This window comes from Streptomyces sp. NBC_00659 (assembly GCF_036226925.1).
Taxonomy (GTDB): Bacteria; Actinomycetota; Actinomycetes; order Streptomycetales; family Streptomycetaceae; genus Streptomyces.
Map to the genome: position 1 here is coordinate 1,505,327 of NZ_CP109031.1, position 15,283 is coordinate 1,520,609.

The window sequence follows — 15,283 nt, forward strand, 5'->3', positions numbered from 1 at the left end:
TCAAAGAAGGTGTTCGTCGTCGTCGGTGGCCTTGCGGTTCCGGTTGGCCATTTCCTCCCAGAAGGCGTGCAACTCCCTGACGGGGACGCTGACCCATGGCGCGGTGTGCCGGCTGACGGCCGGCAGATGCCAGCGGAAGCGGCTGTGCAGAAGTGCCTGTTGCTGCCGGCAGAACAGCTCCGCCACCTCCGCCTGCGCGTTTCCCGCTTGAGGGGGATAGGGGCACAGACGGAACTCGCACGGGGACGTGCAGGTAGTGCGGGATTCGCCCTTCTCGGCCCGGCCGATACTGCGTTCGGGGTGGAGCAGACTGCGGTCGTGGGTGAGACAGTGCGGGAGGCCGGCCTTGTTCGAGAGCTTCAGACGTTCCTCGACGTCGTCCGGGCTCCCGTTGCCCTCGGTGAGGTGGAGCAGGACCATGACGTCGGCGAGAAGGCGCTGCGCCCGAGGGTGCAGGCTGCTCCAGCCGACGGACGGGGAGATCCACAGGTTGTGCTTGCGGTAGCGGTCCGGATCGGCCGGGGTGGAACCGACGCTGTCGCTGACTTCGTTCTCGTCGATCCAGATGAACCGCTCGGGGTGTCCCGTCTCCAGGGCCAGGGTCACCAGATCGCCGGCTTCGGCGATGAACGGGTGGAGGACCCTTTCGCCGTGGTGCTGGTACGCGGCGCCGATGTGGGCCGGGGTCTTCTCGTGTGCGCTGCCGGCCATGGCGAGCCACCGGGTGACCGCCTTGATGGGCTCCACGGGGCCACCGGATGCCACGTCGTCGTCCTTCGTGAGGCTGCCGGCCGGTGGCGCGGAACGGCTCCGCCGGTTCGTCGCGCCGGACCCGGGGGTGCGTCCGATCGCGTCGGGAAGCTCCCACAGGCACAGCGACTGAAGCAGACTCAGTTGCGCGTACCAGTAGCGACTACAGGTGAGCATCTTCTCCGCCTGCTCCACCAGGTAGGCCCGGGTCTCCTCGTAGGCCTCCGGGTGCCGTCTCCTGCGGTTCGCCGCGTTCTTGAAGCCCTGGGCCAGAGCGTTCTCCAGAGAGAGCGGCATGAGCGGACTCTGCTGTCCGGTCTGGGCGGTCAGGTTGCGCAACCAGAGACTCAGCCGCTCCTTGGTCTCGTCACGGTACTTCTCGGAGACGGACCCGACGGCCATGGGAACGAGCCAGGCCCGGAGGGTGAAGTGGCGCCACCATGTGGTCCGGCACTGCTCGTACTCCCTCACGATCCAGTCGTGCTCCCGCTGCCTCTTTTCCGCCGCCTCCGGGCCGGCGGCAGGGTCCGGATCTTCTTCGTTGAGCCAGGCGGTGTAGTCGCGGTCGCGCTTCTTCTTGGCGTCTCGGATCTTTCCCAGGTATTGGGATATGGGATCGGATCCGAGGGGGAATTCCGTGCGCAGTTCCTGGAAGGCCGCGTCTCCACCGGCGGCGATCTGATGGGCGATCGCGATCCGGACCGTATGAGAGGGCTCGTGCGTGCCGATCTGGAAGAGGTGCTTGTAGGGAAGAGTCGGGCGCGCGGGATCCTGTCCCGGACATCCCGAGAGGGGACGACTCGCCTTGCTGCGACGGTCCCGTTCCCGCAGTGCGGATCCGAAGTTCCGCACCAGCCTCAGTTTCGCACTCTCGATGGTCCGCTGATCGCCTCTGATATCCAGGCCCGCCCATTGTTCATCGAGTTCATGGGCCAGCTTGTCCTGTATCGGCACCGGATCCACACAGTCTATTTCCAGGGCTGCGGCATACAGGTCGAAGTACTTCGCGTCGTGCCGGGCCGCAGCGGCATTGCTGAGCAGCTCGGCCAGTTTCGGCGACGTTCCATGACGGTTCCGGACAAGAGAAGTGGTGCGCTGCACGGCGCCCGACCGGGAAGCGAGAGGGGCTGCCCGGTGACGTGAGAGCAGCACCAGAGCGATGAGGAGTTCCCGCGACGGACCCGGGCTGTGAAGCGCCGGTTCGACGACTGCGGCGATCTTGTCGTCCGGCATTTCCCTCAGCACGCGATAACCCATATACGCCTGGAGGATGCTGTGCGGGAACCGAACCTTGTTCTTGCGGCCGTACACCAGTCCGAGGAGTTGTCCATTGGCAGTGTGTCTCGCCAACTCGGTCCGGCATTCGTTGGGGTAGTCCAAGGTGTTGAGCCAGTGCGCCGACCCGCCGATCTTTCGGCACATCACACCCCAGATCGCGTCACGTTGCGCCGGGGAAATGGCGAGGCGGGTTCCATACTGATGGGCTTCCGGCGATTCCTGCTGATCTCCCTGAGATTGCGACGCGCGGTTGCGAAGATCGTTCGCGTGCGCGCTGACGAAATCGTCGAACGTGACCTCGATACTGTCCTGCAGAAGTCCCAGGCAGGCCATGGCCGACACGACCCACATGGTCTCCCGGCGTTCCTCGTGGCCCATCACCAGATCGTCGAATATGCGACCGTCTTCAATGGCCTGACGATAGGTGTTGAGGAATCCGAGCCGGAGAGTGGAGCAGTCGTTGCTCCGGGTGTCCAGGCGATCCTTTTCGTCGCGGAGGGTGAGGTGATCCAGCAGCCCGCACTGCTGCAGCAGGCGGGCGATCCGCAGATAGATCGGTGATTCCACGACCTTGGCGGTCTCCACCACCCAGTCGAGGCGGCGCTCGTCCAGCTCGCCCGGTTCCCGTACCAGATATTCCAGGGCCGCTTCCTCGCTCAGCGGCTCCATGTCGGCGATGGCCGCCCGGGTGCCCTCCAGGGGCGTGTGCGGGCGCGAGGCGATGACCAGGGGCAGCTTCTGACGGTCCGCTCGCTCTATCGCCCGTCGGATGATGTTGTCGCGGTCCTCCTGGTACTTCTCGTCGAGAAGGGCCTCTTCCAGGCCGTCGGCGATGACGACGACCTTGCCGTCGAGTCTCAGCTGCCGCCATGTCTTGTCGATGTTGCTGCCGGCGAGCACTCCCTGGTCCGCTTCTTCCTGGAAGCGGCGCCGTGCCATTTCCTCGAAGTCGAGCTCACCGTCGCCCTTCATGTCGCGCAGACTTATGGGCACGGGAACGGCGGACTGCTGTGCCAGCATCCGGGTGAGTTCCACCAGTACGGCCGTTTTGCCGACGCCCACACCACCGACGAGCAGATAGGGCTTTCGGGTTTTCCGGTTGCGGAGTGTCTGCGCTATCACCTGGGACAGTTCGTGGCGCCCGACGATCCGGTTGCCGAACGTCCCGGCCGTGGAGACCAGCTCGTGCGGACGCGTACGCGCCTTGTCGATGAGTGGCTTCTTGGTCTTGTGATACCAGTAGAGAAGGAAGAATGTCAGTATCAGGGAGCCGGTAAGGACCGGGCCCGCGATATGGTTCACGGCGTCGAACCAATCGGATCCCAGCACCTTATGGAACGGCGATTTTTCGTCCTTCACAAAATCATAAACAGCCGCTGTCACCCAAAGGAAAAGCAGCATCGTCCCGACGAGAGCGTACGCGCGCAGCAGGGGTCCGAGGGAGAACATCCCGGGCCGCCAACTGCGTGCCGCGGCAATGCTCTTGTGAGCCTCCCTCTTCGTCCTGAACGTGCGCCATTCCTTGCGCGTCGCCCCTGAGAGCCGCGACCACCACCGTCTCGGGTACAACGTGTACCAGGGTGCGTTGTGCGGCCGTTCCTTGCCTTCCGGACGGCGGATCACCTTGGTGGACATGAGGACGTTCCCTCCGTGCTGCACTTCATTGACGGGACGTCATACGAGCGCGAAGTGTGGACACACAGGGAAACCGGCGAGCTGTACTCGTGGCACCACGCATCACCAGCGTGTTCTCCGCCCACACCGCCACAGCGCGATATCGCCGCCCCGCGTCGAGGTCGTCTGCCCCGCGAACGCCGAGGTCGTCTGCCCCGCGAATATTCCGCTGGCACGCAGGCCTTCATTTCCATGAAAGCACTGGTGGGGAAGATCGCAACACGACCGCCGGTCGGCCGCGGGCGCAACCGGGGAAACAGTCGGGGACCATCCCCGGACCGGAGTGCGACCGACCAGTGGACCGGCAGCGCCCGGCTCTCGCCGTGATGCTGCGCGAGGAGGCCCTTTTCCAGGGCAGGACGCGCAGTTGGGTCGCGAGAGCCGGCCGATCGCCCTTGATCGTCTGCCGGGTGGCGAATGCGGCGGACATCCACCAGGCGGGCAGAACAGGCGTGTTGGGCGTGCCGACCGTGCGGCCGCCTATGGTGACCCATCGCGGCGTTCAGGAAATTGTGCGCGGAAAAGGTTTCCTGAGGCTCCTTCAGGTTTTTCTCGCCCGGGGCGCGGCGTGAGGCAGGGGCCCGCGGCACATGCAGCGATCTTGTGGGTTCGCGCGTATCGTTGCTGACGCGACAGTGGCTTGTGCGCCCCGTCAGCAGCAGCGACACCAACGCGCAGCTTGACCATCGAAGTTGCCATGAACACTCTGCGCTCTCTTGCGCCGTTCATCGGCTCGCTCGCGCAGAGTCCCCACACCTACCCGCGGCGGCAGCCCATGGACGCACTCGGCGTCCACAGCGATCCTCGGTCGTCGGCGACGTTCCCCATGTGTCCCGCCACGCACGTTCGGGCCGAGGCCGTGTGACCGCGGCCGACCGACTCGAACCCAGGCCGCCACGCCGGTCCCGGCTGCACCTGGCAGTGGAGGAGTGACTGTCCCATGTACGCGAAGTTTCCCAAAGGGGCGGCGAACCGCACCGACCCCGGGGCGGCTGCCGAGGTTCTCTACGACGCCGTCGTCGTCGGTGGCGGGATCTCCGGCGCTCTTGTCGCCCTGCGGCTGAGCGAAGCCGGCAGGAGAGTGCTGCTGCTCGAAGCGGGCCCGGCCGAAGACCTCACCCTGAGGGGCTACGAGAGCTACCTCGACCGGTTCTACTCAGCCGTCGGCAAGGACAACCAGGCCCCCTATCCGGCCGTCGCCAATGCCCCGATGCCACGCGGCACCGACGTACGGCGCATCACCCCGGGCGCGCCCGACGCCTCGGCCTACCTGGTCCAGAGCGGGCCCTTCGCCACCGACACCACCTATACGCGGGTCCTCGGCGGCACCACCATGCACTGGGAGGGCAAGGCGCTGCGGATGCTGCCCGAGGACTTCCGGATGCGGACGCTCTACGGCGAGGGGGCGGACTGGCCGCTCACCTACGAGGACCTCGCCCCCTTCTACAACGAGGCCGAACGCGAGATCGGCGTCTCCGCCGACGTGGAGGACCAGGCCTACCTCGGGATCGCCTTCGACAAGGACTACGTCTTCCCCATGAAAGGACTGCCCCTGTCCTACCTGGACCGGACGGTCGCCAGGGACCTGGACGGGATGCCGGTCGAACTCGACGGGGAGCGGAGAGAGTTGCGGGTCCGTCCGTTCCCGCAGGGCCGCAACGGGATACCGAACCCGGCCTACGACGGCGGGCAGGGGTATGTACCGCGAGGGGCGGTGAGCGCGTACCAGGTCGAGGTCGGCGAGCGGTGCCAGGGCAACAACAACTGCGTGCCCATCTGCCCGGTGCAGGCCAAGTACAACGCCGGCAAGACCCTGGCTCTGGCTCTCCAGAGCGGCCGGGTCGACCTGGTGGCCCAGGCGGTGGCCCACAAGGTGCACGTCGACGAGCAGACGCACCGGGTGACCGAGATCGAGTACCGCCGCTACGACCGGCCCGACAGTCCCGGCTTCACGACGATGAGAGCCCGCGGCAGGCTGTTCGTCCTGGCCGCCAACGCGGTGGAGAACCCCCGGCTGATGCTGGCCTCCGGTCTGCGTGGTTCGAGCGGCCTGATGGGGCGGAATTTCATGGACCACGCCTACCTGCTCGCGTGGAGCCTGCTGCCGGAGGTGGCGGGCACCTTCCGCGGCACGATCTGCACGGGCGGCATCGCCGACCTGCGCGGGGGCCGCTTCCGCAGCCGTCAGGCGGCGTTCACCGTCGACATCCACAACGACGGCTGGGGCTGGGCCCGGGGCGCGCCGATGACCGACCTGATCGGTCTGGTGGACTCCGGTGGCCGCTACGGCGAATCCCTCCGCCAGGGCCTGGTGGACCGGGTGTCCCGTCAGCTGCAGCTCGCGTTCATGGTCGAAGTCCCCGCCGACCCGAGCAACCGGGTCACCGTGAGCCCGGACTACACGGACAAGCTGGGCAACATGCGTCCCGTTCTCACCTACAACATCCCCGAGTACACGATGCGGGGGGTGGCGTACGCCCGGCAGCTGTCGAGGCGGATCTTCGCCCGGCTGGGGGCCGAGGACCATACCGCGTACGACCCGAACTTCTGGGGCTACGCGGTCCACGACGGCGAGGGGTACGAGATCCGCGGCGGCAACCACCTCGCCGGCACCCACGTGATGGGCCGCGAGCCGTCGACCTCGGTGGTCGACGCGGATCAGCGGTGCTGGGATCACGAGAACCTCTACATGGTCGGCGGGGGAAGCATGCCCACCGTGGGCACCTCGAACGTGACGCTCACCCTCGCCGCCCTGTGCCTGCGCAGCGTCCGGGCCATGCTGGCCCAGCTCGACGCCGAGACCGCACCGATCAACCTGACCTTCGACCGGCGCCAGGCGGCGCCGACCTCCGGGGAGGCGGCCTCATGATCGCGTCCACCATCGAGAACCGTGACGACCTGCTCAGCTATCTGAACGCGGCGATGTCGCTCGAGCACGCGACCATCCCGCCCTACCTGACCGCTTACTACTCCATACACTCCAGCACCAACTCCGACGCCGCCCACATCATCCGGGTGACCGCGGTGGAGGAGATGCTGCACCTGACCCTCGCCGCCAACGTCCTGAACGCCATCGGCGGGAAGCCCGACCTGACCCGCCCCGGCTTCGTGCCGTCCTATCCGGCCTACCTGCCGGACGGGGAGGACGACTTCACCGTCGACCTGCGGCCCTTCTCCCCCGAGGCGGTGGAGACGTTCTGCAAGATCGAACGGCCGGGCAAGGCCCCCAGCGCCGACTCGCGGCTGGTGAGGTCACCGGAGCGCAAGATCCATTTCCTGGTCTCCAGCCCCACGGCGGAGCAGATGCGCTTCTACAGCATCGGCGAGTTCTACGAGGAGATCGCCGAAGGGCTCGAGAAGGTGGCGGCCAACGATCCCACGCTCTTCCGCGGGGACCCGGCCCGTCAGGTGGGGCCCGAGTCCTTCTACTCCGGCGGCGGAGAGGTGACCGTCGTCTCCGACCTGGAATCGGCGCAGCAGGCGCTCCGCTTCATCGCCGGCCAGGGCGAGGGCCTCGACTCCGGCATCTACGACGCGGAAGGGGAGCTGGCCCACTACTACCGGTTCCGGCAACTGCAGCTCGGGCGCTACTACCAGGTGGGCGACCACCCCGACACGCCCACGGGGCCGTCGCTGAGCATCTCCTGGGACGACGTGTACAAGGTGAAGGTGAGCGTCCGGCTGGCCGACTACCCGCCGGGATCGGAACTCGCCCGTGTCGCCCGGGACTTCAACGCCGACTACGGGGCCTTTCTCGCCCTGCTCACGGAGGCGTTCAACGGGCGGCCTGACCTCTTGCAGGAGGGCGTCTGCGAGATGTTCCGCCTGCGCGACGGGTTCAACCGGCTGGTGTGCAACCCCCTGCCGGGCAGCGGCGGGCTGCACGCCGGTCCCACCTTCGAGATTCCGGCCGCGGTCGGACCCGGCCCGCAGGCCCTGCCCGGTGCCGGCGGGACAACCCGGACGGTGACGCGATGACTGCCCCGTCGTTCGAGAAGTTCCTCTTCCTGTCGGTCGACCTCACCGCCTTCGATGAGACCGATCTGCTCGGCACCGGCATGGCCCACAGGTACCTGGCGAAAGTGCGGGCCGCTTGCGGCGACGAGGTCGTCACCGCCCTTCTGGAGGCCCACAGGGCGGCCCGGGACGACGCGGCCGGCGACGCCGGAAGCCATGCCCGGAGCCCGCTCGACCGGGATCTGTTCGACCGGGCCCTGCGCCACCGGATCTTCGGCGACGAACGGCTCGGCCCGGTGGCCCGCAACGTGATCAAGCTCTGGTACGCCGGGACGTGGTACGCGCTGCCCGCCGAGTGGACCGACCGCTACGGGGCCCAGCCGGCGGCGGAGACCTCCACGGTCACCGCCGCGGCGTACCAGGAGGGGCTGCTGTGGCGGGCCATCGGGGCCAATCCCCCAGGTGCCAAGGCCCCCGGATACGGCTCCTGGGCTCAGCCGCCCCGCATCGCGGACCGCTACCTGAAAGGGGCGACGAGATGACGGACACACTTCACCGTCTCAGCCCGGACAAGGTGAAGCTCGGCGTCTGCTGCACCCTGTGGTGGAACGACGACTTTCCCGCCATCGACGCCGGCATCTCCTTCGGCCAGGCCGTGAGCGACATGGCGCTCGCCGGCTTCCAGGGCTGCAGCATCGGGCACAAGTACCCCTCGGACGCCGACGAGCTCAAGGCCGCCCTCGATCTCCGCGGTCTGAGTGTGTCCGAGCCCTGGACGAGCACGTACTTCACGATCGGCAGGATGCGGGAGAAGACGGTCGCCGCCTTCGAGGAGACACTGGCCCATATCAAGGCTCTGGACGGGACCGAGCTGGTCGTGGCCGAGTTCGGCGCCTCGTCGCACCTGCTTCCCGTGGACGTGTTCGCCAACCGCCCCGTCTTCACCGACTCCCAGTGGGACGCCTTGACTTCGGGCCTGGACGAGCTCGGCAGGATCGCCGCCTCGGCCGGGCTGAAGCTCAGCTATCACCATCACATGGGCACCGGCGTCATGACCCGGGCCGACGTCGACCGGCTGATGGCCTCGACCGATCCGGAGCTGGTCCATCTGCTGCTCGACACCGGCCACATGGCCTTCGCCGGCGATGATCCGCTGGACCTGGCCCGGACCTACGCCGACCGCATCGGCCACGTCCACCTGAAGAGCGTCCGGCCCGAGGTCGTGAGCCTGGTGCGGGAGGAAGGCCTGTCGTTCCAGGAGGCCATCCAGCGCGGCGTCTTCACCGTGCCCGGAGACGGCGGGATCGACTTCCGGCCCATCCTCGAAGCGCTGGCCGCCGCCCACTACCAGGGGTGGCTGGTCGTGGAGGCGGAGCAGGATCCGAACAAGGCCGTGCCGCTGGAGTACGCCAAGAAGGCCCGTGCCTACCTCGCCGACATCCTGGGCTGGTGACCATGAACGCGAAACTCGGACGAGACGTCTTCTTCAGCTTCTTCATGTTCACGGCTGATCTGCGGCCACAGGACACGGGGTACAGCCGGGTACTGATCGATCACCTGAAGGTCCTGACCGACATGGGCTACGACGGCTTCGACGTGCATATCGCTGCTCAGCCCACGAGTGTCGATCACAAGCTCGAGGTCGACCGTTACGCCGGCCTCAAGAAGGCGTTCGAGCGGGCAGGGCTGGGGGAGGTGAAGTTCACCACCAACGTCGGGACCACGCGCACCTTCGACCCGACCTCTCCCTACGAGGAACAGCGCGGGCAGGCCCTGTCCTACCTCAAGTCACGCGTCGACATCACACGCATCCTGGGCGGCGACTCGATCATGTCCGGGCCGTTCATCTACCCCTACGGGGTCTTTCCGGTCACGGACACCGATGAGCCGATCTGGAGCGACGCCCTGCAGGACTGGATGAAGCCGCGTTATGACGCGGCGCGTTCCGTCTTCGAAGAGCTGCTGGAGTACGCCGCGGCGCGCGAGGTGAGGCTCGCCGTCGAGCCCGTCAAGAGCTGGGAGACGCCACCGCCCAACATGGTCTCGGAGGTGCTGGACTTCCTCGAGGGCCTCGACCACCCGGGGGGTGGCGTGACGATCGACACGGCGCAGGTCGTGATGGAGAGCCAGGGGCCGTCGGTCCTCAAGGAGAACGTCGCGAGAGCGACACGGCAGGACCGGCTCTACTACGTCCACATCTCCGCACCCGACCGGGGAGCGGTGAAGGACAGCTGGGTCCCGTGGGACGTCCTCTCGCGCGAGATCGAGCCGGTGTACCGCGGGCCGTACCTGATCGAGGTGTTCAACGCGATTCCGCCCTTCGACAGCTCCATGCGCATGGCACGCCGGCGTTTCTGGCGGCCCGGCGAGGACGACCCGGTGCCCGGCAGGGACAGCGCCTACGACGTCGCGCGGGCCGCGTTGGAGGAGCTGCGAGAGAAGACCGCCTAATCAAGGAAAGGGGACTCCCGTGCCGGCTCAGGTGTCGGATCCCATCACCATGGTCGTGAAGCAGACGGGCGACGTCCGTATTCACACCTTCGTCGCGTCCTTCACGGGCAGCAACATCGCGAACGCCACGCATGTCGTCGAGACCAGGAACCAGCTCGTCCTCGTCGACTCGCAGTTCCTCTCCCCCTACGCGAGAGCCTTCAGGGACTACGCGGACAGCCTGGGCAAGCCGATCGAAAGGCTGTACATCTCCCACCGGCACCCCGACCACTGGTTCGGCCTCGGGACCGCGTTCACCGACGTCACGGTCCACGCGCTGTCCGAGACCATGACGTTCATCCGCGATCATGGTGAGGACTCGCGAAGCGACCACTGGAAACTCGGTGACCTCGCCCCGGAGCGCATAGTCGTTCCCGAACAGGTCGCCGGTGCCGGCGAAGACAAGATCGACGGGGTCAGGTACGTCTTCGACCGGGTGACGGACACCGAGATCGACTACCACCTCACCATCAGGCTTCCTGATCTGGGCGTGTATTTCACTCAGGATCTGCTCTACAGCGGCACCCATCTGTACCTGACGAAACACATGGACCACTGGATCCGGGTGCTGCGCGACATGCTGCTGTCGGACTACGAGTTGTTCCTGCCGGGCCACGGTCTCCCGGCCGACAAGAACGAAGTCGCCCGCAACATCGAGTACCTTTCCGCCGCTCGGCAGGCAATCGGTGACGGGCTGACAGGCGACGCCTTCAAGAGCTTCATGCTGCAGCGGTATCCGGAGCGCAAGTGCCCCGGGATCTTCGACATTTACCTGCCCCGACTGTTCGGCGGCGCGAGCGACTACTGACCACGGAGGTGCCTCGACCATGACCGAGAGCTGCACTGTAGGACAGTACTTGGTGGACCGGCTCCGCCAACTGGGGCTGGAGCACCTGTTCGCCATCGCGGGAGACTACTCGATCGAATGGCTGAACCGGTACGTCGCGCCGAGCGGTACGAAAATCATCGAGGAAGTCAATGAGGTGAACGCCGGTTACGCGGCGGACGGATATGCGAGGCTGAGGGGAATCGGCGCACTCTGTGTCACCTACTCCGCAGGCGCGCTGTGCGCCGTGAACGCGGTCGCCGGCGCCTACGTCGAGAGGGTGCCACTCGTACTGATCAACGGCACACCGAGCGTCAAGAAGACCATCACCTTCGAACAGACCGGCTTCAGCGCGCATCACTTCATCAGCGGACGGGAAACGGATCTCCAGTCGTTCGAGCACCTGACGGTGGCGGCCATACGGATCGACAATCCGGACCTCGCGCCGACGCTGATCGACTACGCACTGACCCGGTGCATCAGCGAACGGCGCCCGATCTACATCGAACTGCTCCAGGACATGGTCGACTTGGAGTGCGCGCCGCCGGAGGGCGTTCTGAAGCCGGTCAGGGTTCTGTCCGACGAGACCAGCCTGGAACAGTCGGTCGCCCAGATCTGCGCACAGCTCGAGAACGCCGAGAATCCTCTCGTCTGGCTCGGCGTGGAGATCGACCGTCTCGGCCTTCAGGACAAGGCCATGCGTCTGATCCAGCAGCTGAACGTCCCGTTCGTCACGGAACTTCTCAGCAAGGCCGTCCTCTCCGAAGACGACGCGCTGTTCGTCGGCGTGCTCGACGGCCAGGCGTCATCGAAGGTCGTGACGGATCTGGCCGACACCTCCGACTTCGTCCTGGCGCTCGGGGTGTGGCTGACGGACATCAACTCGTTGGGATGGGACCCGGACTACGACAAGACCGCGTTCGCGTCGTTCGACGCGGTCAAGTTCGGAACCTATTTCGGCGGGCAGGTCGCGCTGGAGCACCTGATCGACGGCATCCTGGCGGAGAAGATCGCGCCCAAAGAACGGAAACTGCCGGAAATCCCGGCTCGCAGCGCGCCGACCATGGAAAAGGCCGAGGTCATCACGTACCAGGGGTTCTACGACTACATCCAGCAGTACGTCGACAGGAACACCATCGTCGGTGCCGACGCGAGCATGAACTACTTCGGGAGCCTGCTGCTCGATGTGCCCAGCCCGGGAGGGTTCATCGTCCAGTCGTCCTACTCCTCGATCGGCTACAGCGCGCCGGCCGCGACGGGTATCTGCCTGGCGAAGGGTCCCGAGCAGAGGGTCATGGTCTTCTCGGGTGACGGCGGCTTCCAGATGACGGCCCAGTGCCTCTCGACCCAGACCCGGTTGGGGCTCGATCCGATCATCTTCGTCATCGACAACGGCGTCTACGCCGTGGAGCAGTGGCTCGCCGACGCGGCGGTGTTCCACTCCGACGAACCGTTCTACAAGCCCTGCGAGCTGCACCGGTGGAACTACAGCAGGCTGGCAGAGGTCTTCGGTTGCCGGGGCTGGGAGGTCGGCACGTACGGCGAGCTGGAGGATGCCGTGACGGATGCGCTGGGGAACTCGACCGGTCCGTCCATCGTCCAGGTACGCGTGCCGGAGAAGACGATCCCCGACAATGCGAACTGGAAGGCCCGGTAGCGGGACGGGTGCTCCTTGCTCCGGAGCGCGACGCGGGCACATGAGACCAGGGCACATGAGGGACCCGTCCGGGGTCAGGCCGGCCAGACGCCCGTCTCCAGCAGGGAGTTGATCGCCGTCATGTACGGCGCGATGTCCAGGCCCTGTTCGGCCAGCCACGCGTCCGAGTAGTACTTGTCGAGATAGCGGTCGCCGTGGTCGCACAGCAGCGTGACGACGCTTCCGTTGCGCCCCTCGGCCACCATCTCGGCGACGATCTTCAGGGCGCTCCACAGGCCGGTGCCGGTCGAGCCGCCCGCCTTGCGGCCGATGACCTGCTCCAGGGCGCGGACGGCGGCGACGCTCGCCGCGTCCGGCACCTTCATCATGCGGTCGATCGCCCCGGGCACGAAGCTCGGCTCGACGCGCGGTCTGCCGATGCCCTCGATGCGCGAGCCGCGGTCGCAGGTGACGTCCGGATCGCCGGTGGTCCAGCCCTCGAAGAAACAGGAGTTGTCCGGGTCGGCGACACAGATGCGGGTGTCCGCCTGCATGTAGTGGACGTAGCGGGCGAGGGTCGCCGAGGTGCCGCCGGTGCCGGCCGTGGCGACGATCCAGGCGGGTTCCGGGAATCGCTCGAGGGCCAGTTGGCGGAAAATGGATTCGGCGATGTTGTTGTTCCCGCGCCAGTCTGTGGCCCTTTCCGCATAGGTGAACTGGTCCATGTAGTGGCCGCCGGTCTCGGCCGCGAGGGCGACGGACTCCGCGTAGATCTTGCGCGAGTCGTCCACGAAGTGGCACTGCCCGCCGTGGAATTCGATCAGCCGGCACTTCTCGGCACTCGTCGTGCGCGGCATGACCGCGATGAAGGGCACACCGACGAGGCCCGCGAAATAGGCCTCGGACACGGCTGTCGAGCCGCTGGACGCCTCGATCACCGGGCGGCCGGGCCGGATCCAGCCGTTGCACAGGCCGTACAGGAAGAGCGAGCGGGCCAGCCGGTGCTTGAGGCTGCCCGTGGGGTGGGTCGACTCGTCCTTCAGATACAGGTCGACACCCCACTCCTCGGGGAGCGGGAAGCGCAGCAGATGAGTGTCCGCCGAGCGATTCGCATCCGCCTGGACTTTGCGCACGGCCTCTTTGAGCCAGCTCCGGTACTCCGGGTCGCTGCGGTCGACATCGAGGGTCTCACCGGTCCGGATCGGCTGGGGAGTGCTCACGGGAAGGCTCCTAACGCGTGGCGCCGACACCGCTTCGACTGGTCGGACACCTCGATCATAAGCACCTTCCGTACGCCCCTCACCTGCATAAACACACCTTTGAGCGGCCCAAAGCCGTCCCTGGGGGGACGCCGGGAATCCGCATCCGGGGATCAGGGAATCCCGCTCCAGGGGGGCGCATCCCGGCCTTTGCTCCCGTCACCGCCACCACCTCGCCATACGCACTGGTGCTCGGCGCGACCTGCGGGCAGACTGCACCGCGCGGGGCGGTCGCCCCCGACGTGGATGCACACTGGGTCACGACAGGGCACAGCCGGAGCGCACAAGGGGGCGGAGCATCATGGCGGAGCCGGAGTTCACAGCCACGGGCGTGCGGATCGGGAAGAGGCTGCGTTCGCTCACCCGGGCCGGACAGGTCCGGATCAGCGACGGCAGGCTGGAACTGCTCACCAGCTACGGCAGCGAGATCGACAGCGCGCCGGTGCAGGCGGTGCGCGCCTCGAAACCCTGGTTCGCTCACGAGGACCGGGCGTTGGCGGATGTCAACGGCACGCGTTACTCGCTCACGCTCGGCGAGCACGATCCGGCACCCGGACGGCCGGGACCCCCGTCGGCGCGCCGCTTCATCGAGGCGGTCCGCAAGGCGGCGGGACGCAGCCGCTGAGGTGCGCCGACCACGCCGGCCCCACGTCCTGAAGCACCGCGAGTTGCGGGACCGTGGCCCCTGAGTCACTCTGATGTCACATCACTCTGGGTTCACCGGCGATAACGCTGCGAACCAGCCCGCCGGTCGTCACAGCAGGCGGCCGCTCAACTCAGCCACTCTGCTGGATCCGATCTCCGCCTTCTTCCGGACCTCAATTCGGGGAGTCGCAGCCGTGATCAGCCAGCCAAGCAGGCATTGCACGGTGGAGCTCCAAGCCCTGCCGTCGCGGATCGGCCAGGTCCGCAGAATCGTCTCTGCACAGTTGCGTTACTGGCATCTGGACCCCTTGATAGACCGGGCCGCGCTCGGGGTGACCGAGCTGTTGTCGAATGTCCACCGGCACGCCCAGCCGGACAAACTCTGCACCGTGGAGATCGAGCTGCTGCTCGACCGGCTCACGGTCTCGGTGCACGACCACGACCCCCGGCTTCCCGTGATACGCGAAGCCGACCCCGGCTCCACCTGCGGACGCGGCCTCGCCATGGTCGCGGCGGTCAGCGAGAGCTGGGGTGTGCGCCCCGACGGCGAGTCGGGCAAGGTCGTATGGTTCACGCTTCCGGCGTCCACCCCCGTGGTGGCGGCTTCGCTGCGTCCGCCGTACGAGACCGCGAGCGAGGTCACGCTCCGGCACACCGTCGACGTACTCAGGCCGGAACACGCTCCCGCCCGGTCGGCCGTTGCCGGCTGACCGGGCGGTGACCCCCCTCTCGTACGCCGCTCGCTCACGGGCGCCGTACGGCATCGGG

The 15,283-nt window shown here is 66.9% G+C and carries 11 protein-coding genes; 9 read left to right on the plus strand and 2 right to left on the minus strand.

Features of this window, described 5'->3' with window-relative positions:
• Window positions 1-3,663 carry an ATP-binding protein gene (locus OG410_RS06370; protein ID WP_329298226.1) on the minus strand — a complete coding sequence of 1,221 codons (3,663 nt, stop codon included), beginning with the start codon at window positions 3,661-3,663 and terminating at the stop codon, window positions 1-3.
• A 979-nt stretch (window positions 3,664-4,642) separates the two neighbouring features.
• Here OG410_RS06370 and OG410_RS06375 point away from each other — a divergent pair.
• From OG410_RS06375 to OG410_RS06405, 7 genes are read left to right on the plus strand one after another with little or no spacing between them, the layout of a single operon-like run.
• Window positions 4,643-6,571 (plus strand): GMC family oxidoreductase, encoded by a 1,929-nt coding sequence (locus OG410_RS06375; RefSeq protein ID WP_329298227.1) that lies wholly within the window; start codon window positions 4,643-4,645, stop codon window positions 6,569-6,571.
• Window positions 6,568-7,680 (plus strand): ferritin-like domain-containing protein, encoded by a 1,113-nt coding sequence (locus tag OG410_RS06380; RefSeq protein ID WP_329298228.1) that lies wholly within the window; start codon window positions 6,568-6,570, stop codon window positions 7,678-7,680. Before OG410_RS06375 ends, OG410_RS06380 begins: the two co-directional genes overlap by 4 nt.
• Window positions 7,677-8,201 carry a hypothetical protein gene (locus OG410_RS06385; protein ID WP_329298229.1) on the plus strand — a complete coding sequence of 175 codons (525 nt, stop codon included), beginning with the start codon at window positions 7,677-7,679 and terminating at the stop codon, window positions 8,199-8,201. The genes OG410_RS06380 and OG410_RS06385 overlap by 4 nt, the downstream gene beginning before the upstream one ends.
• Window positions 8,198-9,112, plus strand: a complete 915-nt coding sequence (gene iolE, locus OG410_RS06390) for a myo-inosose-2 dehydratase (protein ID WP_329298230.1) — start codon at window positions 8,198-8,200, stop codon at window positions 9,110-9,112. The genes OG410_RS06385 and iolE overlap by 4 nt, the downstream gene beginning before the upstream one ends.
• 2 nt (window positions 9,113-9,114) lie before the next feature.
• The gene (locus OG410_RS06395) at window positions 9,115-10,110 is read left to right on the plus strand and encodes a sugar phosphate isomerase/epimerase family protein (RefSeq protein WP_329304040.1); all 996 of its coding nucleotides are present in this window, start codon (window positions 9,115-9,117) and stop codon (window positions 10,108-10,110) included.
• A 19-nt stretch (window positions 10,111-10,129) separates the two neighbouring features.
• Window positions 10,130-10,957, plus strand: a complete 828-nt coding sequence (locus OG410_RS06400) for an MBL fold metallo-hydrolase (protein ID WP_329298231.1) — start codon at window positions 10,130-10,132, stop codon at window positions 10,955-10,957.
• A gap of 19 nt (window positions 10,958-10,976) precedes the next feature.
• Window positions 10,977-12,632: an alpha-keto acid decarboxylase family protein gene (locus tag OG410_RS06405; protein ID WP_329298232.1), complete on the plus strand. Its 1,656-nt coding sequence runs from the start codon at window positions 10,977-10,979 to the stop codon at window positions 12,630-12,632.
• 74 nt (window positions 12,633-12,706) lie between these two features.
• Here the strand turns inward: OG410_RS06405 and OG410_RS06410 are convergent, their stop codons facing one another.
• Window positions 12,707-13,831 carry a PLP-dependent cysteine synthase family protein gene (locus tag OG410_RS06410; RefSeq protein WP_329298233.1) on the minus strand — a complete coding sequence of 375 codons (1,125 nt, stop codon included), beginning with the start codon at window positions 13,829-13,831 and terminating at the stop codon, window positions 12,707-12,709.
• Window positions 13,832-14,171: 340 nt separating this feature from the next.
• Here OG410_RS06410 and OG410_RS06415 point away from each other — a divergent pair, with 340 nt between their 5' ends.
• Both OG410_RS06415 and OG410_RS06420 read left to right on the plus strand, forming a co-directional pair.
• Complete coding sequence (locus tag OG410_RS06415; RefSeq protein ID WP_326789348.1) at window positions 14,172-14,495, plus strand: hypothetical protein; 324 nt, start codon at window positions 14,172-14,174, stop codon at window positions 14,493-14,495.
• A 214-nt stretch (window positions 14,496-14,709) separates the two neighbouring features.
• Window positions 14,710-15,225: an ATP-binding protein gene (locus tag OG410_RS06420; RefSeq protein WP_328455322.1), complete on the plus strand. Its 516-nt coding sequence runs from the start codon at window positions 14,710-14,712 to the stop codon at window positions 15,223-15,225.
• The last annotated feature ends 58 nt before the right edge of the window (window positions 15,226-15,283 follow it).